The organism is Denitrobaculum tricleocarpae, from assembly GCF_007004665.1.
Taxonomy (GTDB): Bacteria; Pseudomonadota; Alphaproteobacteria; order Kiloniellales; family Kiloniellaceae; genus Denitrobaculum; species Denitrobaculum tricleocarpae.
On sequence record NZ_ML660057.1, the window covers coordinates 269431 to 291517 of the forward strand.

Here is a 22087-nt window from a genome sequence, read left to right on the forward strand (position 1 = left end):
CATGAAACGCCCCGGGTTCATTACGGCGCTTTTCCCTGCTCTGCTGCTGTGGCCGCTGGCCTCCGTCGCGAGTGAATGGGACGTGCCGGCAGAGCCCGGGGCCTTGGCTCACGTTCTGGCGCAGGCTGAAGACGGCGACGTCTTGAAGCTTGCGCCGGGACGCCATTCCGGCGCCGTCGTGATCGATAAGGCGCTCACTCTGGAGGGCAATGGCGCAGCAGTGATCGACGGCCTCGGTGAAGGCAGCGTCATCAGCGTGACCGTCCCGGGCGTCGTGGTCCGCGGCCTGACGATCGAAGGCTCCGGCTCATCCCACCAGACCATCGACTCCGGCGTTACGCTTGGCAAGAAAGCCACCGGCGCCATCGTCGAGAACAACCGGCTGATCGGCAATCTTTACGGGGTCAACATCCACGGCGCGAAAGACTCCCTGGTGGCCAACAACTTCATCGAAGGCCGCCGCGACCACCGCGTCAACGACCGGGGCAACGGCGTTTACGTCTGGAATGCGCCGGGCGCAAGGGTCGAAGGCAACGACGTCCGCTGGGGCCGCGACGGCATCTTCGTGAACACCTCGAAAAAGAACTCCTTCAAGAACAATCAATTCCGGGAACTGCGCTTCGCCGTCCACTACATGCACGCCGACGACAGCGAAGTCATCGGCAATGTCTCGATCGGCAATGACCTTGGCTACGCGGTGATGTTCTCCAAGCGTGTCCGGATCATCGGCAACATCTCCATCGGCGACGCCGATCACGGCGTCATGCTCAACTACGCCAACAGCTCGGAAGTCAGGGGCAATCTCGTGCGCGACGGAGGCAACCGTTGCACCTTCCTCTACAACGCCCACAAAAACCTGATTTCCGGCAACCGCTTCGAGCGCTGCGCGACCGGTATTCACTTCACCGCGGGATCGGAGCGCAATGAAATCAGCGGCAACGCCTTTATCGGCAACCGCACACAGGTCAAGTACGTCGGCTCACGCTGGGTCGACTGGTCGGCCAACGGCCTGGGGAATTATTGGAGCGACTTCGCCGCCTACGACATCAACGGTGACGGCATCGCCGATACACCCTACCGGCCCAACGACAGCATGGACCATATCCTCTGGACCCAGCCTGCGGCCAAACTGCTGCTTGGGGCTCCGGCCGTGCAGCTCGTCCGTTGGTCTCAATCCGCCTTTCCCGCACTGCTGCCCGGCGGCGTCTACGACAGCCGCCCCATGATGCAGCCGGTGGAAATCGAAATCCCAGCCCTGGGAGATTCCTCATGACAGAAAATACCGCAAGCAGCGCTCCCGTTCTGATCGTCGAGAAGCTGTGTAAAAGCCACGGCGCCACGGAGGTGCTTCACGAGGTCACTCTCGCACTGCGGCCCGGTGAGCGGGTCGCCCTGTTGGGCCACAACGGCGCAGGCAAAACCACGCTCATGAAGCAGATACTGGGATTGAGCACGCCAAACGCAGGCGAAATCACCATCGCGGGCGCCCGCCCCGGTTCCGACGCCGCCAGGAAAGCGGTGGCTTATCTGCCCGAGGCGGTCGCCTTCCACCGCGCGCTGAGCGGCCGTGAGCAACTCTCCCTCTTCGCCAGGCTGGCCGGCGAGCCGCGCAAAGTCGTCGCCCCTCTCCTGGACCGGGTCGGGCTTGCGGATGCGGCCGACCGGCGCATCGGAACCTGGTCGAAGGGCATGCGCCAGCGCCTGGGACTGGCGCAGGTGCTGCTGGGGCGTCCGAGCGTTGCGCTGCTCGACGAACCGGCCAGCGGCCTCGATCCGATCTCACGTCACGAACTTTACAGCATCATTGACGAGATGGCCGCCCAGGGCACGGCCCTGCTGATCTCCTCCCACGCGCTCACCGAAGTAGAGGCCCGCACCGACCGGATCGCCATCCTGCGCAAAGGCGAACTGGTTGCAGACGACACTCTGGCACGGCTCAGCAAGCGGGCCGGCCTGCCGATCCGTTTGAAGCTGACCGCCAAGGACAACGATGCCACCGAGCTGCATGCGGAACTCGGCGGCCAGAGGCTCAACGGCGCGTCGGTCGAACTCTTTTGCCAGCCGGACGAAAAAATGGAGCGCCTGGCGCGGATCGCCGCCCTCGGCGACCTTGTGACCGATGTCGAGATGTCTCCGCCGAGCCTCGAAGACCTCTATCGGCGCTTTTCCGGGGAGGAGCAGCCATGATAACCCGCGTTCTCGCCATCGCCTCGACAGAACTCCGGATTGCTCGGCGAAATCTCTGGGTGCTGACGGCGAGTCTGATCATGATGCTCTTTGCCCTGGCGCTGACCTTTGCCGGTGCCGCGCCGACCGGTGCCCTGGGCGTCGACCTGCTGACCGTCTCGGTCGCTTCCATGACCACGCTTTCGGTTTATCTGGCCCCCCTGCTCGCGCTCATGATGGCCTTCGACGCAATCGCGGGCGAAGTGGAGCGAGGCGGGCTCGCCCTCATCCTGACCTATCCGGTTTCGCGGGGCGAAGTCCTGCTCGGCAAGTTCCTGGCCCACCTGAGCGCCCTCGCCTTCGCCATGACCCTCGGTTTCGGCACCGCCGGCGCAGCTGCGGCCCTGACGGGCGGCGCAGGCAGCGAGAGCCTGCTGGCGCTGGCGCGGCTGATCGGAACATCGATCCTGCTGGGCGGGGCCTTCCTGGCCCTGGGTTATCTGGTCTCGGCACTGGCGGGAAGCGCCACTGCCGCGGCGGGTCTCGCCGCCGGGCTCTGGCTGCTGTTCGTGGTCCTCTACGACCTCAGCCTTCTGGGCGCGATTGTCTTTGACGACGGCGGCTTCTTCACCCGCAGCGTCTTTCCCTGGCTCTTAGCCCTCAATCCGGCGGATGCCTTCCGGCTATGGAACGTGTCCGGCGCCGAGGGCGTTGCCCTGGCGACCGGTATGACGGGCGCCGCTGATGCCCTTCCCGCCTGGGTCGCACCGGCATCGCTAATGCTCTGGCCGCCGCTGGCCCTCTTCATGGCGCGCGGCGCATTCGGGAGAGTCGAACCATGAGACGGCATCTTCTTCTTTCACTCCTTCTCGCACCGCTCGCCCTGACGGCCTGCCGCGAAGAAATCGTCGAGCTTCCCGACCCCGTTCCGCTGACCGAAACAGCCCTCAGCTACTATTGCCAGATGTGGATCGCCGATCACGGCGGACCGAAGGCCCAGATTCACCTGGAAGGCATGCCCGGACCGATCTTCTTCGCCCAGGTCCGCGATGCCGTTGCCTATCTGCGCAGTCCGGAACGCGACGCACCGGTGATCGCCGTCTATGTCAGCGATATGGAGAAGGCGAAAAGCTGGGACGAACCCGGTCCCACCAACTGGGTTGCCGCCAAAGCCGCGTCCTTCGTGGTCGGCGCGGACGTGAAAGGCGGAATGGGTGCCCCTGAAATCGCGCCTTTCGGCACCCTGGCCGCCGCTAAGCGTTTCGCGGAAGATCGCGGCGGCAACGTTATGTCGCTGGAGGAGATTCCCAGCGAGGTCGTCCTGGCGCCGGTCGACCTGGATCTCCCCGGCGAGAGTCATCAGACGGTCGAAAACCCGGAACCGCGAGAGACGACGCAATGACGGCAAGACTCTCCCGCCGCCGCTTTATCAGCGTTTCCGCGGCCCTGGCGGTTCTGCCGTCATCAACCCTGGCGACCGCACCAGCCGCCCGCTGGCGAGGTTCGGCCCTGGGCGCGAAAGCCTCAATGTCGCTCGTAGGCGTGGAGGAGACCGCCGCCACAGATGTCTTCACCGCGGTGCAGGCGGAAGTTGCCCGGCTCGAGAGAATCTTCAGTCTCTACCGGCCGGACTCTGCCCTGGTCCGCCTCAACACTAAGGGACATTTGGAGAGCCCGCCGCCCGAACTTCTGGAACTCATCAGCCTGTCGGACAGTCTCCACCGCTCAACGGAGGGGGCCTTCGATCCGACGGTCCAGCCGCTCTGGCAGCTCTACGCCGCGCGCGCATCGAAGGGTGAAACCCCGAGCGCGCGCGAAATCGGTGAGGTTCGGCGACGCACCGGCTGGACGGCTCTGCGTTACGACTCGAAGGCCGTCTCCTTCACACGCGAGGGCATGGCCTTGACCTTCAATGGGATCGCACAGGGCTATATCGCCGACAAGGTGGCCGATCTATTGCGCGCGCGCGGATTGAGCAACGTTCTGGTCGAAATGGGCGAGATCTGCGCTCTGGGCCGGAACGCGCATGGCAATGCCTGGCGGGCGGGAGTCGCGACGCCGGACAACAGAATTATCCGGCGGCTTTCGCTTGAAAACCGTGCCCTTGCAACCTCGGCGCCGCGAGGCACGCTGCTCGATGCCGGAAACACTGTCGGGCATATTCTCGATCCGCGCAGCGGCGGCCTCGCCAGGACTTGGGCAGTGGTCTCCGTCTCCGCGGAGCGGGCCGCCATGGCGGATGGCCTCTCGACGGCTTTTTGCCTGCTGCCGCGCGCGGCAATCGAGAGGGTGTTGCCGTTGTATGCCTCGGCGTCCCTGGAAGTTCTCGCCTCATCTGAAAATAACGGAAGGGATGATAGATGAAGATACGGAGAACCGCCGTCCTGGCGGCCCTGGTCGCTGCCTTGTCGGCTCCGGCCTTCGCCGACGGCGATGTCGATAAGGGCAAAAAAGTCTTCAACAAATGCAAAGCCTGCCACGCGGTTGGCGAAGGCGCGAAGAATAAAGTGGGGCCGCAGCTCAACGGCATCATCGGCGCGGAAATCGCATCGGTCGAAGGCTACAGGTATTCCAAGGCCTTTCTGGCCAGGAAGGAAGAAGGTCTGGTCTGGAACGACGCGGAGCTCGACGCTTACCTGCTGAAACCAAAAGACCACACCCCCGGCACCAAGATGAGTTTTGTCGGACTGCGTAAGGCAGAAGACCGGGTCAACGTCATCGCCTATCTCAAGACTTACGAATAGACCTTCAACAGGTCATGGAAACATCCGGCCGGGATTGCAGATGCGATCCCGACCGGTTTTTGCGTGCGCTTTGCCTGCACAGCGCCCGATACTCCAGTCTGTTGAAGCGTCTCTCCGAGATTCCCCGTCTCCCTCTTGACTTTCGTTAAGGCTCTCCAACGCCCGCTCCGCCATTCTCCCCACACTGTAAACGACTCCAAAAAGGGGAGCGCGATGCGCGAAGTCATGACCAAGTCCATGGCCCGGAACATATTTTATGGAGGGTCGTTATTCTTCATTGTCATCTTCGTGGGTCTGGCGATCCACAGTCACATCTATATCGTCGAGACGTCGACCAATAAGGCGACCTTGACCGCCAGCGTTGAGCGCGGAAAGCGCATCTGGGAAGAGAAGGCCTGCGTCAACTGCCACACGATTCTTGGCGAAGGTGCTTACTACGCTCCCGAACTGGGGAACGTGATGACACGCTGGGGTGTCGTTGACGACCCCGAAGCCGCGTTCGATGTCATGAAGTCGTGGATGGATGCACAGCCCACCGGTGTCGAGGGGCGGCGCCAGATGCCGCAATTCCACCTGACCGATGAAGAGGTCCGCAATCTCACGGACTTCCTGCTTTGGACCAATACGATCCGCACGCAGGAATGGCCACCGAACGACGCGGGCTAGAGCCTGATCGTTTTACTTTGAAATCAAAGTCAAACGTGAATCAGCCTCTCATCATATCAGTTGGAGAGCGATTCACGCCCTTGATTGCAGAAATCAAGAACGACCGCTCTCTAAGGAGACTCACCCAATGAAATATCAAACCCAAAAAATTGCGCAGGCCTACTTCCTGGTCGCAATGGCGCTCTTCGCGATCCAGGTTAGCGGCGGACTGCTGGCCGGCTGGATTTACATCTCGCCCAACACCCTGAGCGAACTGCTGCCCTTCAACATCGTACGGATGTTGCACACCAACAGCCTGGTGGTCTGGTTGCTTCTCGGCTTCATGGGCGCGGCCTATTTCCTGATACCGGAAGAGTCCGAACAGGAAATTCACTCGCCCTTCCTGGCCTATCTGACCCTCATCATCATGGTGGTCGGCACCCTGGGCGTCGTCGTGACCTACATCTTCAATCTCTTCGAAGGTAACGCCATTCTCGGTCAGGAGGGACGGGAATTCCTCGAGCAACCGCTCTGGGTCAAGGCCGGGATCGTCGTCGCCGCGCTGATCTTCCTCTACAACGTCAGTATGACGCTCCTGAAGGGTAAGAAGACCGCGATCAGCAGCGTGCTGCTGATCGGTCTCTGGGGTCTGGCGCTGCTCTTCCTCTTCGCCTTCTACAATCCCGCCAACCTGGCGCTCGACAAGAAGTACTGGTGGTACGTGATCCATCTTTGGGTCGAAGGCGTCTGGGAACTGATCATGGCCTCCATCCTGGCCTTCCTGATGCTGAAGCTTACGGGCGTCGATCGTGAGATCGTCGAGAAGTGGCTCTATGTCATCGTCGCCACGGCGCTTTTCAGCGGTATCCTCGGCACCGGTCACCACTACTACTGGATCGGCACGCCCGGATACTGGCAGTGGATCGGCTCGATCTTCTCAACACTCGAAGTCGTTCCTTTCTTCGGCATGATGGCGTTCGCGTTCGTCATGGTGTGGAAAGGCCAGCGCGATCATCCCAACAAAGCCGCTCTCTTGTGGGCGCTCGGCTGCGCCGTTCTGGCCTTCTTCGGGGCCGGAGTCTGGGGCTTCATGCACACACTGCATGGTGTCAACTACTACTCCCACGGCACGCAGATCACGGCGGCGCACGGGCACCTTGCCTTCTTCGGAGCCTATGTCGCCCTGAACCTGGCAATCTTCACCTATGCCTTCCCGATCCTGAAAAACCGCGATCCCTATAACCAGGTGCTGAACATGGCGTCCTTCTGGCTGATGGCCGGTGGCATGACCTTCATGACCTTTGTCCTCACCTTCGCAGGGGTCGTCCAAACTCACCTGCAGCGGGTCATGGGCGAGAACTTCATGGACGTTCAAGATCAAATCGAGATCTTCTACATCATGCGCTTCGGCTCAGGCATCGCTGTCGTCCTTGGGGCTCTGCTCTTCATCTACGCTGTCCTCGCGCCGCGCAAAGAAGTGATCGAGCCTGGACATATGCAACAGCGCGCTGCCGCGGAGTAAAGGCAATGGAAGGATCCATGGTCATGGAAGGGTCCATAAAAAAGGAGGGGGCAGCCGCCCCCTTCTATCTCCCCCAGAGCGATGAATGCGAGATTTTCGCTGCCGCGCACAGCAATGGCCTGCCGCTCTTGCTCAAGGGACCAACCGGGTGCGGTAAAACACGTTTCGTGGCGCACATGGCCGCGCAGCTTAACCGCCCGCTCTATACGGTCGCCTGTCACGACGACCTCTCCGCCGCCGACCTGATCGGACGCTATCTGCTGAAAGGCGGCGAAACCGTCTGGGCGGATGGCCCCCTCACCCGCGCGGTCCGGGCCGGGGCGCTCTGCTATCTGGACGAAGTCGTCGAAGCGCGCAAAGACGTCACCGTCGTACTCCACCCTCTGACCGACGACCGGCGGATTCTGCCGATCGACCGCACCGGTGAGGAGCTTGTGGCCGCGCCGGAGTTCATGCTGATCGCGTCCTACAACCCCGGCTACCAGAATATTTTAAAAACCCTGAAGCCCTCGACGCGGCAACGCTTCCTGTCGATTGAATTCGACTTCCCGGCGCCCGAGCAGGAAACCGCAATCGTCGCGACAGAGAGTGGTCTCTCCGCCGACCGCGTTGCGCCTCTGGTGCGCCTGGCCGGAAAGCTCCGGGGTCTCAGAGGCCAGGATCTGGAGGAAGGCGTCTCGACCCGCCTGCTCGTTTACTGCGCAACCCTGATCCATCAGGGCATGCCTGTGGAACGGGCGATCCTGGCAGCCATGATTGAACCCCTAACAGATGATGAGGATGTAAAACGCGGACTCCTGGATCTGGTCACCGCTGTCTTTGGGTGAGGTACAGCGATGACCGGAGTCGCCTTCGAGCCATGGGAACCCGAGGAATCGGTCGGGAAACTGTGGCACGCATTCGCCAGCCGCCTGGATGCGCCGGAGGTGCATCATGGAGCCGCGGTCGACCTCGACGAGGTCGTCGGGCGGCTGGCAGTTTTCTTCCGGGGGCTGGGCGGCGCGAGCTCGGTCGAGATCAAAGCCGTCGCCCCGGAATCCAGCCGACACCGCTTATCCTGGCGCCGAAGCTTCGGCGCCAGCGCGGAGCGGATCACACGGGCGAGTTTCGACGGCGAAGCCCTGCGCCTGCCGGAACGGATCGCTGATTTTCCCCACCGCGAAGCCAATTTATCCCTTTATTTCTGGCTGGCCGCCAGTGCGGCCCATGCGCCCTCACCGATCACGGAACAGGATCTTCTGCGGGCCGATCTGCGCGCCCTGGCCGCCGGACAAACGATGATGCGCGACACCCTGGAGCATTGTCCCGGATTGCGTCCACTCTACAAGGAATTGTCGCGCGCATGCCTGAGCCTTCGCGCGCCTCGGGTCCTGCCCTCTTGGGAAGCGGGAATGGAGGCGATGATCCAGGCTCTTTTGGGCGCTGAGCCTGACCTCAACGCCCACGCCGCACACATGCTGCCGGCGCTGCGTCAGGCTGACGCCGATCTCACTGCTTACCAAGCCCCTAGAGGCTACCGCCCCTATCAGCCCGTGCCGCTCTGGCCGGATCTCCGTCCCCTTATCCTCTCAGCGCCCACGGAGCTGGAGAGCCCCGATACCGAAGGCCCGCCGCAGGAGGGTCGCGACGGCACATTTCGGGCCCGCCGCAAGAAGGCCGATCAGGCCAAGCGCCGGGACAGTCTGATCCTCTATCGCTTTGAAGCCGTCCTGGCCTGGGCCGAGTTTTTGAATCTTAATCGCCGGGTCGACGACGACGATCTCGATAACGCGAAAAAAGCCCTCGACGATCAGGATGAGATTGGTCTGGGTCAGATCTCGAAAGCGCCCGCAACACGGCTGAAGCTGCATCTCGACCTCGCTCCAGAGGACGTCAATCTGGAGCGGCTTGCAGGTAAGTTCACCTACCCGGAATGGGATGCACGAAGTGGAAGCTACCTGCCTGAGCACTGTCGCGTGCTTGCCAGCGACGCCCCGCAGAGTTCGGAGCCTGCCCCCTACGCCGACGACCCGCGGGCGCAACGCCGCATCCGGGCAGTCAAGCGCCAGTTCGAAGCCCTGCGGCCGCGGCGGCTCGTCCTGCCCGGTCAACCCGACGGAGACGACCTCGATCTGGAAGCCGCCGTCCGGGCTCAGGTCGAGCTCCGCGCGACGGGCCGGGGCTCAAACCGGATCTGGCGGGCGGCCCGTTCCGAGGCGCGGGATCTTGCAGTCTCGATCCTGCTCGACGTATCGCGCTCCACGGAAAGCGCGGTCACCGGCCGCGCCGTCATAGATATCGAACGCGAAGCTCTGACCGCGCTCGCCTGGGGCCTCTCGGCCTGCGGGGACGACTGCGCCATTCACGCTTTTTCTTCACTGCGCCGGGACCGGGTCTACCTGCGCCGCTGCAAAGACTTCAGCGACCCCATGTCGGCAAAGATTGAGGCAAGAATCGCAGGCCTGAGGCCAGGGTTTTACACCCGGCTCGGTGCCGCCGTCCGCCATGTCTCCGCAGATCTCGCCCGCCAGTCACGTCAGCGTCGACTGCTTCTCGTCATTACCGACGGCAAACCCAACGATCTGGACCACTACGAAGGACAACACGGAATCGAGGACAGCCGCATGGCAATCCGCGAGGCCCGCCGCGCTGGCCAATCCGTCTTCGGCGTAACTGTCGATGCCAAGGGGAAGTCATGGTTCTCGCGCATCTTCGGGCGCGGGGGCTACGCCGTCATCCCCGATCCGGACCGATTGACCACGGCACTGCCGGAGATCTATCGGCATCTGGTCGGCGCATGAGCGAGGCGAAGGAGCAAGGTCTTCTCGCCGAATTGCCAGGCGATTTGATGATGTGGGTGCTTATAATCAGCGAATTGCTGGTTTTCGGTGCCGGGCTCGCGGCTTTTCTCGCGGTGCGGATTAGTGATCCGGCGGGATTTGCCGACGCGCAGGATCACCTCGACCGTGCTGCGGGCGGCCTCAACACCGCCGTCCTGGTGACCAGCGGCCTCTGTGCCGCACTGGCAAACCGGGACGGCGCTCAGGGCCAGCGGAAGCAGGCCAGGCTCTGGCTCGCGGGCGCCGCGGCGCTGGGTCTCGTGTTTCTCTGGGTCAAGGCGATCGAGTACGGCGACAAGCTATCGGCGGGGATTGGCACCGAGACACACCCCTTTTTCACCTTCTATTACCTACTGACCGGTTTTCACGCGGCCCATGTGGTGGCCGGCATTGTGATTCTGGGCTTTATCGCGTGCTACGACAGTCCACGCAACCTGGAGACCGGCACCGCCTTCTGGCACATGGTTGATCTGATCTGGGTCCTTCTGTTTCCTGTGATCTACCTGCTGAGATGAAAAGCATCTTTCAGAATAGACTTTGGTGGTGCTGGGTCTGGCTATTGACCCTGAGCCTCACAACCACCGCCATCGCATACTTCGTGACGCGAGGAATCACCGGGCCGATTGCCGGGGCGGCAATCCTGTTTCTTGCCTACATGAAGGCGCGCCTTATCCTGGCCCGATACCTGGGTTTGGCAGAAGCACCCTCCTGGTACCGCGGACTCAATCTGTTGATCGCGATTTATATGGTCTTGTTGCTCGCGCTCTATCTCGCGGCGGGACTGTAAGCGGCGATCAGACTGCCAGAGCCGGTGCCAGTTCAGGCGGCAGATCGAATTCCGCGGCAACCCGCGCACGGCCCTCAGCCGACATCTTGCGCGCGGTTTTGGACACGATACGGAAGATCTGATCAGGCTCCCGGCCTTCGGCGAAATCCGCAAAGTACCAGCGCAGAAACACCAGACAGATCACGTCTTCCAGCATCTGGACTTCGGCATCCCGCTTAAGCCCCTCCTTACGCAGAAGCTGCCCGACACGCGCGCAATCCGCCTCGTCATAGCCTGCCGCCGCCATCAACCCTGCCAGACGGGCCCCATGGGCGGCGCCCTGCCCCTTGCGCCAGGCAAAGTAACCCGCCTTGCCCTCCGGAAAGGAGCTACGTGGCGTTTTCCAGCGCTCGATATGCTGGCCGCGGGCGGCGATCTTCAGAATGTCAGAAGCCTCAGGGCAGATCCGCGCCAATTCCGACGACATACGGCGTCCGTAAAGCAACGCAGCGGGCTGTCGGCCCGTTTCGTCATCTTCCAGGGTGGGATCCGCCGCATTGGCCTCGTCGATTGCGGCGAGAACCGCTTCAAGCCGCCCGTTCATTGCACCCGGCTCCAGGCCGTCGCGCGATCTTCCTCGACATAGTCGCGCAGGCGCGCCACGTCGGAGATCGCGGCATGGTTCTGACTGATCTTAACGCCGGTGTCCCGCAGGCGGCCGAAGGCGCGCGAGAGGCTCTCGGGTTTCATCCCCAGACGGCCCGCGATCAGAACCTTGTCGTATGGCAGAGTAACCGCACAGGGTCCTTCATCGACGGGGCAGAGCTCAATCAAGAACTCAGCCACACGCTGGGCACCTGTCTGAGCCGTCAATTGCTCTATCTGGGCCACCAGGGCATGGAGATGTTTGAAGGTGGAGGCCAGCATCGCGGTGCAGACCTCCGGGCGGGACTTCATCATATCGAGAATGATCGAAGCGCGAACCTGCATCAGGCGGCAGTCGGTGACCGCCTCTGCGCCAACCGGATAAACATCGCTTCGGAATGCCACTGCTTCACCAAAACTTCTGCCTTTGGTGAAGACACCAACCACAGCTTCAGCACCGTTATGAGAAATCCGAAACAGCTTCGCCCAGCCTTCAAGGACGATAAAGACGCTATCCGCGGGCTCGCCCTGCAGAAAAATCGTCTCGCCACGGTCCAGGACACGAATTTCCGACCGCGCCAGGATTGTCTCGGCGACATCCTCAGGCACGCTGGCCAGAAGCACAGAAGCCTTAGCGATCTGAGCATCGTCATTTCGCTGCATAACCCACCCCGTATTTATTCTTTGCGTTGTAATATTTTAACGAACGCTCTTCAGCATTGAGCTGAGTCAAGTCGCGGGGCCGGATACCGACATAAAGCCGCAGCATACCCCTCAAACCTGCAGGAGCAGGGGTCAACCTTTGTAAGAAGAGTATAGCGGTTTTCTAAGTTTTTGCACTTACGTCAAAAACACGGGTTTAAGTCCGAATGAGCGCTTGGCGAGAGTTTAAAGTCTTAGACCGACTGCTTTGATGAGAGATGAGACCTTGAGAGGCCCGTCGCGCAGAGAAAACTGAGGAACGACATGGCCGCCGCCGTTGCCAGACAAAGCGTCAGACCACCGAACTGGTAGCTCAGGCCCGAAAGCAGAGTTCCGAGCAGCCGGCCAGCAGCATTCGACATGTAATAAAAGCCCACATCCATGGTCACGCGTGCCGAACTGGTGAAGGCCAGAATCAGGTAAGAATGAAGGGACGAGTTGATCGCAAAAACCACACCGAAGAGAAGCAGTCCGCCAACCAGGGTGGCCGTCAACCAATCCGCAGTGCTCTGTGGTTGAGCGAACCAGACAGCTCCTGCAAGAACAGCCGGAATTACCGTCAGGCACCCAACCCACAGGCGCGCATGTCCCACTGTCTCAGCGAGGCTCTTCCTCTTCGCACGCAACAGCTTTGGCGCGGCCGCCTGAACAATTCCGTAGCCGATAATCCAGACCGCCATGAAAGCTCCGATCTGGAAAAAGGCAGCGCGGTTTCCCGCCAGGCTGCCATCGGACAAGACACTGTAGAAATAGATAGGGATGCCAACCACAAACCAGGTGTCGCGAGCCCCGAAGAGAAAGAGACGCGCCGCAGACAGGCGGTTCACATTGGCGTCCTTGGAGAAGACCTCGCGGAACCTGGCGTCTTTTTTTCCGCCAGACAGACCGCCCGGCATCAAAACCACAACAGCGAGCAGGATGACACTCAGGGTAATCGCCATCGCAAAGACGGATGCCGTAAAGCCAATTGTACCCAGCAGCAAGGTACCAAGCAAAAACCCGAAGCCCTTAACGGCATTCTTCGATCCGGTCAGAAGCGCGACCCAACGGAACAATGCCCCTTGCTCGTTTGCCGGTGCCAAAATCTTGACCGCGCTTTTGGCACTCATTTTCGCAAGGTCCTTAGCGACGCCGGAGACGCCCTGCACCGCCATCACGAAAATGACGGAAACCAGCAGCGCCCACTCGGTCTCAAGCTGGGTCAAAGCGAGCAGAGCGCCAATTTGAAGCAACAGACCGGCGTAGAGCGTGCTTGTCAGTCCGAAACGCGCGGCGATCCAGCCAGCCGAGAGATTGGTAACCATGCCCATGAACTCGTAGAGCAGGAACAGCCACGCGAGCTGAATCGCATTGAAGCCGAGACTGTGAAAATGCAGCAACACCAACATGCGCAGAGCACCGTCGGTCAGCATGAACGCCCAATAGGCCAGCGTCACTACGGCATAGGCCGCCAACCCCGGTGGACGCTTTGCTGCTGCCTCGCTCATGAACACCTCAAATCGATCCGGCCAGCATGCGGGTCACATCTGCCAGACGCCAGGCATAGCCGAATTCGTTATCGTACCAGGCATAGACCTTTACCTGAGTCCCGTTGACCACCATCGTCGACAAAGCATCGACGATCGCCGAGCGGGGATCGTTGACGAAGTCGGCGGAGACCAATGGACGGGTTTCATAGCCGAGAATACCCTTCAAGGGTCCATTGGCCCAGGTTTCGAAGAGAGCGTTCACCTCCTCGACCGACGTGGGCCGCTGCATCTCGAAGACGCAATCCGTCAAGGACGCGTTCAAAAGCGGCACTCTGACCGCATGGCCGTTCAGGCGCCCCTTCAACTCGGGATAAATCAGGGTGATTGCCGTCGCCGAGCCTGTGGAGGTCGGGATCAAAGAGTTGAGCGCCGAGCGGGCGCGCCGGAGATCCTTTGCGGGTCGGTCCACTATCGTTTGCGTATTGGTAACATCGTGGATTGTCGTGATCGACCCGTGCTGAATTCCAATTTCTTCATATAACACCTTAACAACAGGTGCGAGGCAATTGGTCGTGCAGCTCGCCGCTGTCACGAGATGATGCTGAGCCGGGTCATAAAGATCGTGGTTGATCCCATACACGAGATTGAGCGCGTGGGCCTCCTTCACAGGTGCGGACACTACGACCTTTTTTACACCCGCTTCGTAGTAGGGCTGCAAAAGTGCCTGTGTCTTGAATACGCCTGTGCAGTCAACGACCAGATCTACACCCAGTTCGGCGAGTGGTAGATCCCCAATCCGGGCCTCACCCGTCATCAGCATGCGGTTGCCGTTGATCGTCACGCTTTCCGAGTCATGGGAAATCTTCGCGTCCCAGCGACCATGGACCGTGTCGAACTCAAGCAGATGGGCGTGCTGTTCCGTGTCGCCCGTCGCGTCGTTCAGCAAAACGATCTTCGCAGGCAAACCCTCTTCGACAAAAGCGCGCAAGACGAGCTTGCCGATCCGGCCCATACCGTTAAGCGCAACATTCACCATTCGTTGTCTCCAGACCTAGGGTCTATTGAGGTTCAGGATATCGTCGTGGCGGATCATATGTTTTCAGCGGCTAGGAGCGAGTGGCGCCGTGTGGCGGGCCCCACACAAGGCGCTCGCGATGCAAGAGCTGAAAACATACGATCCGTCCTGCAAGGATTGGCCAGAGCTAAATCAAGCTCGCGTCGCTCGTCGTTGAATATGCCCGACATGTTCTGCCTCCTCGCTCCTAATCTTGATTTAGCTCTGGCCAACCCCGGTCGTATCCTGAACCTCAACGGACCCTGGTGCGCATACCGGACAGGGCGTCAGTGTATCAGGGACGATTTCAGTCGAGGGTACTGGTCCGGTATCCACCCCTCAAAAAGCAGACATATGCGGGGCGAACGGAGTTAATAGCTCCTCAGCGCGACCATCTCTAGAGAAGCTTTGTGACAAAAAGTTTTCAGAAAAATTTTGGTTATGTGACGCAGGCAAAACAGAGTCCATCTGTCATGCCCTCGCGGAAGCCCGCGGTCATACAGTCGGAGCCTTAGCGCAGCTCACGTTACCGACCGGTCTTACAATCCTACGAGGACAAGCTTACAAATTGCCTCTACGCCGTGACCCGCATTCCCGCGACATGACCGGTCGGTGCCTTGTGAAACTTGCCGTCTTTCATAATGGCGAGCAGCCGGTTCTTGTCCTGCAGGATCCGCACGTCGGCGATGGGGTCACCGTCTACCAGCAGCAGGTCGGCAAGGTAGCCCTCACGGATCATGCCCAGTTCATTGCCCATCCCCATGATCTGGCCGCCATACTTGGTGGCGGCCTGGATTGCCTCCATCGGCGACATGCCCAGCAGATCAACGAAGGTATGGATGTCGGTGGCGTTGGTGCCTTGCGGGGTCCAGGCGAAGCCGTAGTCGCCGCCAATAAGAACCCGGATGCCCCGCTTGTGCATCTTTTTCATGGTCTCGACGGCCATTTCCAGTTCCCTCTCATAGGCGATGGTGATCGGCGTGCCCGGCTTGATCCCATAGTCCCCGGCATTGCGCGAGGTATTGATCAGCCAGGCAAGACCCGGCGCAACGAAATGCTTGTCCTTGACCGCCTCGAGCATATCGAGCGCTTCTTCATCAGCGAAGGAGGCGTGATAGATGTATTCGATGCCATGCCTGACGCATTGCTTGACCGATTCCGATGAGCGGGCGTGGGCGGCAAGAGACTTCCCGCGCACGCGTGCTTCCTTCACCGCCATGGAAATCTCTTCTTCGGACATGGGCGTTTCCTCTGCCCCCATGCCTGTGATTTCCTCGCCGGAAAGGTTGAGTTTGATGGTATCGACACCGTATTTGATCAGCTCGCGCACGGTCCGCCGGATCTCCTCGGGACCTGAAACGACAATGCCCAGGTTCATGCCTTCGTGCTGGATGTGAGGTGGGGATGTGTCGCCCAGACCGCCCACGGTCGTGATCTCGGGACCCGCCGCGGTGTAACGCGGGCCGGGAATTCGTCCCTGGTTGATGAAGTCACGGATCACGACGTCGAGCCGGTGTTTGGCGGCCGCGGCCCCCCGCCCCGCCGTAAAGCCGGCATCGATCATGATTTTCGCCATCTCGGCGGTGACCAGAACATGCTCCTCCAGCGGCATCATCTGGATCGGCGCGATCCCGGGGGCATTGTTCCAGCTCAAGTGGAGGTGCGCATCGATCAGGCCCGGCATGAGGGTCGCACCACGCCCATCGATCCGCTGACCACCGCCGTTGCCCCAGGCATAGCCGCCGCTTGAACGGCTCACAGACTTGATGCGGTTGCCCTCGACCACGACCTCGCCCGTGTAAGGCGCCTCACCGGTGGCATCGAGAACCCGGATATTGGTGAAGGTAATGGCGTTTTCGCTCGAGGAACTGCGTCCGCCACCCCAATCGGTATAGTTTGTATCGGCCAAGGCTGCTTCCTTCCATTCCGTTTTTTCGGATCAGTTTTCACCCAGCTGCAAAGAGAGATGCTGTGCCGCGTCTGACGGCATTTCCATCATCGTCCAGTGACCGCAGTTGGGCAGTATATACAATTTGGACCCCGCGATACGTTGAGCCAGCTGCTCGCCCATCTGGGGCGGCGCGACCACGTCTTCAGCACCAGTAACCAGCCGCGTAGGACAGGAAATCGCACCATGCTCAGGCGGCCGCATATCGGCCAGCGCTTCACAGTGACGGGCGTAACCGGCAGGATCCTGGCGCATGAGGCTTTCACGCACGAACGCGACAACCGCGCTGTTTCTTTCTTTGGTCGTCGCCGAGAGGCTGGCGTTCGATACAGCGTCCGCGATGCCGGCCATGCCGTTCTTGCGGGCCTCCTCCGCCCGCGCCTGGAGAGCTTGGCGAGCGGCGGGCGGCGGCTCCAGGATCGGCCCGAAAAGAGTCATACTCGTGACCAGATCGGCTTGAGACACCGCAAGCTCCTGGCAGATAACCGTACCCATGGAATGGCCGACAAAGTGCGCTTCCGATATTGCCTGTGCCCGCAGCATTTCGGCGACGGCAGCGGCCAGTCCCTTGAGCCCGGCAAGCCCGGGCCGCATGTCCGATCGGCCCGCCCCCGGCAGATCGGGACGGATCGCGCGGAACCCACTCAAGGTGGGCATCAAGGGCTGGAAGGTGTTGGAGCTTCCTCCCAAGCCATGAACCAACACGACGACCGGTCCGTCTCCGGCGACCTCGCTCACCATACTCCCGAGTTTTATATCGACCATGACTCAGAAGGCCTCCACCGGATTATCCAGGCGCCCGATGCCCTTGATCTCGACAGACATCTTATCACCGGGCTTGAGATACTTCGGCGGGTTGAAGCCGATCCCGACACCGGCGGGCGTGCCGGTGGCGATCACGTCTCCAGGCATCAGGGTCAGACCGTTCGAGATCGCGGCGATGATGGTGGGCACATCGAAAATCAGGAGTTTGATGTTGGAGTCCTGACGGAGTTCGCCATTGATCCAGCAACGGATCGCCGCATCATCCAGGTTCATTTCGTCGGCGGTGACAGCCCAAGGACCCATGGGGCAAAAACTGTCCTGAGACTTCCCGATCAGCCATTGGCTGTGCTGCCCCTGAAGATCACGCGCCGTGACGTCGTTCACGATCGTGTAACCCCAAACGTGCGACAGAGCGTCCTCAGCGCGAATATTACGCCCGCCTTTGCCAATGATCACCGTGAGTTCAGCCTCGTAGTCGATGGCCTCCGACACCGACGGATCGATTTTGACCGGCGCGCCGGCGGCTATGACGCTCTCCGGAGTCTTGGAGAAGACAATCGGGTGCTCTGGCACTGCCCCTTTGGCCGCCGAACTGTCGAAGCCGGAGGAGGAGAACTCCTGGGCGTGCTCGTGATAATTCTTTCCGACACAGAAGACGTTCCGTCGGGGCCGCGGCACCGGTGCACAGAGGGTTACGTCCGACAGCGCGATAGGCGTTCCCGTCGGCGGCAGCGGCCGGTCGATCAGGACCGTGACCCCTGCCTCGCGTGCGGCATCGAGAGGCAGATCAAAGGGCGCCACTGTCTGCGCGGCTTCGTCCACCTGCCCCACACGCCTGATTCCGTTCCATTCAAAGACGGCTACTTTCACGAGCTTTCCCCCGGTATGAGAATTGTCGACCCTGTGGTGCTGCGCCCCTCCAGATCACGATGCGCCTTTGCCGCGTCCGCGAGCGCAACGCGTTGACCGATCTCAACGCTGATCACGCCGGCGCGCAACGCATCGAAGACACGCGACGTAATCTCGCGCACCTTCCCGGGTGTGTCGGTGTAATGCCCGAAGTTCGGACGCGAGATGGTGGCGGAACGTGACGAAAGCGCGCCGATATCCCAAGTGCCCACAGGCCCTGAAGCTTGGCCGTAGCTGACCAGATGCCCTTGGATTGCAAGCGCCCGCAGGGAATGGGCAAAGCTGTCACGTCCCACGGCGTCTAAGATAACGTCGGCGCCATGGCCGGCAGTCAATTCCATCACCTGCGATTCGAGACTGATTTCGCCGGGAAGAATGACAGCCTCCGCCCCAGCGGCCCGCGCTGCTGCCGCTTTCTCCGGGCTGGAGGTCGCACCTATGACGCGCGCACCCAAATGCGAGGCCCACTGGCAGAGCATGCGGCCTACCCCGCCCGCGGGTGCGTAGACCAGGACGGTCTCGCCCGCCTGCAAAGGATGTACCTTGTGGAGCAGAAACTCCGCAGTCATAGCCTTGAGCAAGCCCGCGGCGGCAGTCTCGTCGCTCACATCCTCAGGCAGTTGGAAAACCAGATCAGCCGGCATGGTCCGATGGCTGGCGTAAGCGCCCACCGGTGGGCAGGCATAGCCGACCCGGTCTCCAACACGCAGGTGGGTTACGCCCGGTCCGACATCGAGGACAACCCCCGCAGCTTCCATGCCGGGCACGCTCGGCGGCTTCAGCAAATCGAAGTATCCGGTGCGGCAGTAGACGTCGATAAAATTCACGCCGATGGCCGTGTGGCGCAACCTGATCTCGCCGGATCCGGGAGGCGGCACCTGAACGGTCTCCATGACCAGCTCTTCCGGGCCACCGTGCCGTTGCACTATGATGGCCTGTCCTTCGATCGACCCTGCAGCAGATCCAGTCGACGGTGCGGACCGATTAGACGTCCCGGCCACCAGCGCACGGATCGCAGAGAAGCCTGCATCGTAAACCCCTTCCGCAACCAACTGCGCCAGCTCCTGCTCGCGTCCCTTTGGCGGGCGGAACTTCGACCGCCAGTCCCAGAAGGTGCGTCGCCCGTCGGTCACGGGCTTCAGGGCTACATGGGCCACGTAGTCATTAAGCGGAACATCGCTTTCGACGATCGCATAACTGAAACTGCAGCTCTTGTCCGAGAGGCTCAGCAGTTGTTCCCTGACCCTCTCGCCGCCGGTGAGCCGGAAATCGCGAACCGACCCGACCTGGTCGGTAAACCTGGCGCCCGTGAGCCTGCTCTGGGCAACCGCCGGGTGCCAGCGGTCGTGGCCGTTGAAGTCGCGCAGAATCCCCCAGACCTCTTCGATCGGAGCATCGATGACTGTGGAGCGGCGGACTTCAACCATCTTAGGTGCCGAATTGGTTTTTTAGGGCATCGAACCCGCCCTGGAAAACGCCGCCGCCGATGTCCGACACCAGTTGGGATTCCGCCTCGGGAACGCAATCGAATTCCGCCGACCATTCGGCAAAGGTGCGGTTGCCATCGGTCACCGGTGTGAGTTTCAGGGTCGCCACGTAGTTTTCGACCCCCATGGGGCTTTCCAGGATCGAGTAACTGCAGGAGAACTCGTAATCGGAAAGCGCCAGCAGCTTTTCCCGAATACGTCCTCCGTCCTTCAGCCGGAAATCCCGGACGCAGCCGACCTGATCAGACGGCGCGCCGCCTTCGATCCGGCTTTCCGCGATCAGCGGATGCCAGGCCGGCAAGGCGTTGAAATCACGGATACGCGCCCAGACCCGCTCAGCCGGAGCGTTGATGATCGAGGAGGTATAGACCTCCGCCATAGGCTAATCGTCCTTCTTGGTGTCTTTGCTATTCTTGGCGAGGCTTTGGGCATCCCGCGCGGCGCGGAAGACGTCGCCCATCCGCGCAACGTTCGATCCCTCGACCCCGATCTCCTTCATCATCTCATCGATCAGAGGGGCCTGGGCGCGGTAGCGCAACGCGCTCTCGATCACTTCGTCCGTGGGTGAGCGCGGTGCGCCGTTTCCGCCACCGCCGCCGAGGCCATCGACGTGCAGGATCTTGATGCCTTCGATGTTCTCCATGGGCCGTACGGACTCGCGGACGATGCCCTCCAGGCGTTCGATCATCTTGCCACGCAGCAAGCTCGCCCGGGCATCGTCGGTCAGGACGTTTTCAGCCTCGTTCATCAGCCTTTGCGCTTCGGCGGCGACGCCGGCCCGGACTTTCTCGGCCTCCGCCGCGATCTTCGCGGTATCCGCATCTTTCGCCGCCAGCAAGCGGTCGATCGCCGCCAGACGATCCGCAACCTCGGTCTCGCGCACGGTCGCCACATTTTCCTCGGCCCTGGCTGCTTCGGCCCGGACAGCTTCTGTGGTGACGCGGGTTGCCGCTTCATCGGATTGCTTGTTCAGCAGCGCAATCTCTTTATCCAGCTCAGCCAGCTCGATGACCTGCCGGCGTTCGACGTCCAAGCGTTTGAGGTCGCGCTCGAGTAAAATACGCGCCTCATCCAGGCCGCGGTTAGAGGCGATACGCGCGCGTTCGACCTCTTCACGGGCTGAAATCTCAGCCTCCTCGGTCGCCTGTTGCTGTGCGATCTGCTGCGACTTCAGCAGCTTCTCCCGCTCGATACGGGCCTTATCGAGTGTCTGTTCCTGCTGTATACGCGCAGCCTCGACGGATTGACGAGCGGCAATCTCGGCGGACTCGATCTGTTGCCCACGTGCGATCTCGCGGGCCTGGGTTTCCTCCTCGGATACAATGCGCGCTTCCCGGAGTTGACGCTCCGACACAATCCGCGCGCGCTCGATATCCTCGTTTGCCGAGATCTCGGCGACTTCCGTGGCATGACGCTGTTGGATCTGTTGTGACCGCAGCAGCTTCTCGCGCTCAATGCGGGCCTTATCCAGGACCTGCTCCTGCGCGATCCGGGCCTGCTCGACTTCCTCCTGTGCTTTGATCTCCGTATCTTCCAGCGCAATGCGCCGCTCAATCTCACGCTTGCGTGTATCCTGTTCGGTGGAAATACGCGCCCGCGCCGCTTCGGCTTCGCGCTCGACCTGCTCGCGGACAATTTCCGCACGCTGCGCCGCGCGTAGAGCCTCGATATCGCGTTCCTGAGACAAACGCGCGTTTTCGCTTTCCCGTTCCAGATCCAGCGTGGCTTTCTCCGCCTCCAGATTCCGGCTGCGGATGGCGACCATGGAGCCCTGCTCGATATCGTTACGGGCCTTGCGGCGGGTTTCGATGGCTTCGATCAGCTGGGTCAGGCCTTCCGCATCAAAACGGTTGGCTGGATTGAAGAACTCCAGGTCGGTCTGATCAAGATCCGTAATCGCCACGGACTCCAGCTCCAGGCCATTGCGGGCCAGAACGTCCATGGCGCGGGCCTCCACCTCGACCACATAGTCACCGCGCTTTTCATGCATCTCGTCGAGCGACATTTCCGCCGCGACCGAGCGCAGCGCGCCGATGAACTTACCGGAAAGGAGATCCGCCAGTCCGTCCGGGTCCATGGTCCGTCTGCCGAGCGTCGCAGCAGCGGCGGACACCGCCTCAGGCTTGGGTGCGACCCGCACGAAAAACTCGGCTTCGATGTCGACGCGCATGCGGTCGCGGGTGATGACCGCTTCTTCCTTGCTGCGGCGCACCGGGATGCGCACGACGTTCATATTGACCGGCGTCACCTCGTGAACGATCGGCAATACGAGCGCACCGCCGTTGATCACGACCGTTTCCCCGCCGAAGCCGGTACGGACGAAGGAGACCTCCTTCGTTGAACGGTGATAAAGCCAGTGTAAGAGATAGACCACCACTGCGATGCCAATGATCGCAATGATCAGCCAGAGTATGACCGCGCCAATCAATCCGCTTGTCATGTTTCC

22 protein-coding genes are annotated in these 22087 nt (G+C 61.2%); 12 read left to right on the forward strand and 10 right to left on the reverse strand.

All coding sequences use genetic code 11. From position 1 onward, the window contains the following. The first annotated feature begins 1 nt into the window (after position 1). The 12 genes from FKG95_RS18390 to FKG95_RS18445 all read left to right on the forward strand — a co-directional run bounded on the left by FKG95_RS18390 (position 2) and on the right by FKG95_RS18445 (position 10683). A complete protein-coding gene (locus FKG95_RS18390; protein ID WP_142897865.1) occupies positions 2–1273 on the forward strand; it encodes a nitrous oxide reductase family maturation protein NosD in 1272 nt (423 codons plus the stop codon). Next, the gene (locus FKG95_RS18395) at positions 1270–2187 is read left to right on the forward strand and encodes an ABC transporter ATP-binding protein (protein WP_142897866.1); all 918 of its coding nucleotides are present in this window, start codon (positions 1270–1272) and stop codon (positions 2185–2187) included. The genes FKG95_RS18390 and FKG95_RS18395 overlap by 4 nt, the downstream gene beginning before the upstream one ends. Then, positions 2184–3008, forward strand: a complete 825-nt coding sequence (locus tag FKG95_RS18400) for an ABC transporter permease (protein WP_218940244.1) — start codon at positions 2184–2186, stop codon at positions 3006–3008. Before FKG95_RS18395 ends, FKG95_RS18400 begins: the two co-directional genes overlap by 4 nt. Continuing rightward, the gene (locus FKG95_RS18405) at positions 3005–3568 is read left to right on the forward strand and encodes a nitrous oxide reductase accessory protein NosL (protein WP_142897867.1); all 564 of its coding nucleotides are present in this window, start codon (positions 3005–3007) and stop codon (positions 3566–3568) included. Before FKG95_RS18400 ends, FKG95_RS18405 begins: the two co-directional genes overlap by 4 nt. Next, the gene (locus tag FKG95_RS18410) at positions 3565–4530 is read left to right on the forward strand and encodes an FAD:protein FMN transferase (RefSeq protein ID WP_142897868.1); all 966 of its coding nucleotides are present in this window, start codon (positions 3565–3567) and stop codon (positions 4528–4530) included. The genes FKG95_RS18405 and FKG95_RS18410 overlap by 4 nt, the downstream gene beginning before the upstream one ends. Beyond that, the gene (locus tag FKG95_RS18415; protein WP_179954165.1) at positions 4527–4910 is read left to right on the forward strand and encodes a c-type cytochrome; all 384 of its coding nucleotides are present in this window, start codon (positions 4527–4529) and stop codon (positions 4908–4910) included. The genes FKG95_RS18410 and FKG95_RS18415 overlap by 4 nt, the downstream gene beginning before the upstream one ends. Positions 4911–5123: 213 nt before the next feature. Further along, entirely contained in the window at positions 5124–5576 is a 453-nt protein-coding gene (locus tag FKG95_RS18420) for a c-type cytochrome (protein WP_142897869.1), read from the forward strand. A 127-nt stretch (positions 5577–5703) separates the two neighbouring features. Continuing rightward, positions 5704–7077, forward strand: coding sequence for a cbb3-type cytochrome c oxidase subunit I (locus FKG95_RS18425; RefSeq protein WP_142897870.1), 1374 nt, complete (start codon positions 5704–5706; stop codon positions 7075–7077). Between the two features lie 5 nt (positions 7078–7082). Continuing rightward, positions 7083–7904: a CbbQ/NirQ/NorQ/GpvN family protein gene (locus tag FKG95_RS18430; RefSeq protein ID WP_246116820.1), complete on the forward strand. Its 822-nt coding sequence runs from the start codon at positions 7083–7085 to the stop codon at positions 7902–7904. A gap of 9 nt (positions 7905–7913) precedes the next feature. Then, positions 7914–9857, forward strand: a complete 1944-nt coding sequence (locus tag FKG95_RS18435) for a nitric oxide reductase activation protein NorD (RefSeq protein ID WP_142897871.1) — start codon at positions 7914–7916, stop codon at positions 9855–9857. Further along, positions 9854–10411, forward strand: coding sequence for a cytochrome c oxidase subunit 3 family protein (locus FKG95_RS18440; protein WP_142897872.1), 558 nt, complete (start codon positions 9854–9856; stop codon positions 10409–10411). Before FKG95_RS18435 ends, FKG95_RS18440 begins: the two co-directional genes overlap by 4 nt. Then, entirely contained in the window at positions 10408–10683 is a 276-nt protein-coding gene (locus FKG95_RS18445; RefSeq protein ID WP_142897873.1) for a cytochrome C oxidase subunit IV family protein, read from the forward strand. Before FKG95_RS18440 ends, FKG95_RS18445 begins: the two co-directional genes overlap by 4 nt. A gap of 7 nt (positions 10684–10690) precedes the next feature. Here FKG95_RS18445 and FKG95_RS18450 read toward each other — a convergent pair whose 3' ends face one another. The 10 genes from FKG95_RS18450 to FKG95_RS18495 form a co-directional block, all read right to left on the reverse strand. Beyond that, a complete protein-coding gene (locus FKG95_RS18450; protein WP_142897874.1) occupies positions 10691–11266 on the reverse strand; it encodes a DUF4202 domain-containing protein in 576 nt (191 codons plus the stop codon). Further along, positions 11263–11970: a Crp/Fnr family transcriptional regulator gene (locus FKG95_RS18455; RefSeq protein WP_142897875.1), complete on the reverse strand. Its 708-nt coding sequence runs from the start codon at positions 11968–11970 to the stop codon at positions 11263–11265. The genes FKG95_RS18450 and FKG95_RS18455 overlap by 4 nt, the downstream gene beginning before the upstream one ends. Before the next feature lie 233 nt (positions 11971–12203). Then, positions 12204–13496, reverse strand: a complete 1293-nt coding sequence (arsJ, locus tag FKG95_RS18460; RefSeq protein WP_142897876.1) for an organoarsenical effux MFS transporter ArsJ — start codon at positions 13494–13496, stop codon at positions 12204–12206. A 7-nt stretch (positions 13497–13503) separates the two neighbouring features. After that, positions 13504–14514: an ArsJ-associated glyceraldehyde-3-phosphate dehydrogenase gene (locus FKG95_RS18465; RefSeq protein WP_142897877.1), complete on the reverse strand. Its 1011-nt coding sequence runs from the start codon at positions 14512–14514 to the stop codon at positions 13504–13506. A 592-nt stretch (positions 14515–15106) separates the two neighbouring features. Continuing rightward, positions 15107–16441 (reverse strand): metal-dependent hydrolase family protein, encoded by a 1335-nt coding sequence (locus FKG95_RS18470; protein WP_246116821.1) that lies wholly within the window; start codon positions 16439–16441, stop codon positions 15107–15109. A 30-nt stretch (positions 16442–16471) separates the two neighbouring features. Beyond that, entirely contained in the window at positions 16472–17245 is a 774-nt protein-coding gene (locus FKG95_RS18475; protein WP_142897878.1) for an alpha/beta fold hydrolase, read from the reverse strand. A gap of 3 nt (positions 17246–17248) precedes the next feature. Beyond that, positions 17249–18115, reverse strand: coding sequence for a fumarylacetoacetate hydrolase family protein (locus FKG95_RS18480; RefSeq protein ID WP_142897879.1), 867 nt, complete (start codon positions 18113–18115; stop codon positions 17249–17251). Then, positions 18112–19581 (reverse strand): SRPBCC family protein, encoded by a 1470-nt coding sequence (locus FKG95_RS18485; protein WP_142897880.1) that lies wholly within the window; start codon positions 19579–19581, stop codon positions 18112–18114. The genes FKG95_RS18480 and FKG95_RS18485 overlap by 4 nt, the downstream gene beginning before the upstream one ends. A 1-nt stretch (position 19582) precedes the next feature. Continuing rightward, a complete protein-coding gene (locus tag FKG95_RS18490) occupies positions 19583–20020 on the reverse strand; it encodes an SRPBCC family protein (RefSeq protein ID WP_142897881.1) in 438 nt (145 codons plus the stop codon). 3 nt (positions 20021–20023) lie between these two features. Continuing rightward, on the reverse strand, positions 20024–22081 hold the full coding sequence (locus FKG95_RS18495) for a flotillin family protein (RefSeq protein ID WP_142897882.1): 2058 nt from the start codon (positions 22079–22081) through the stop codon (positions 20024–20026). Between the last annotated feature and the right edge of the window lie 6 nt (positions 22082–22087).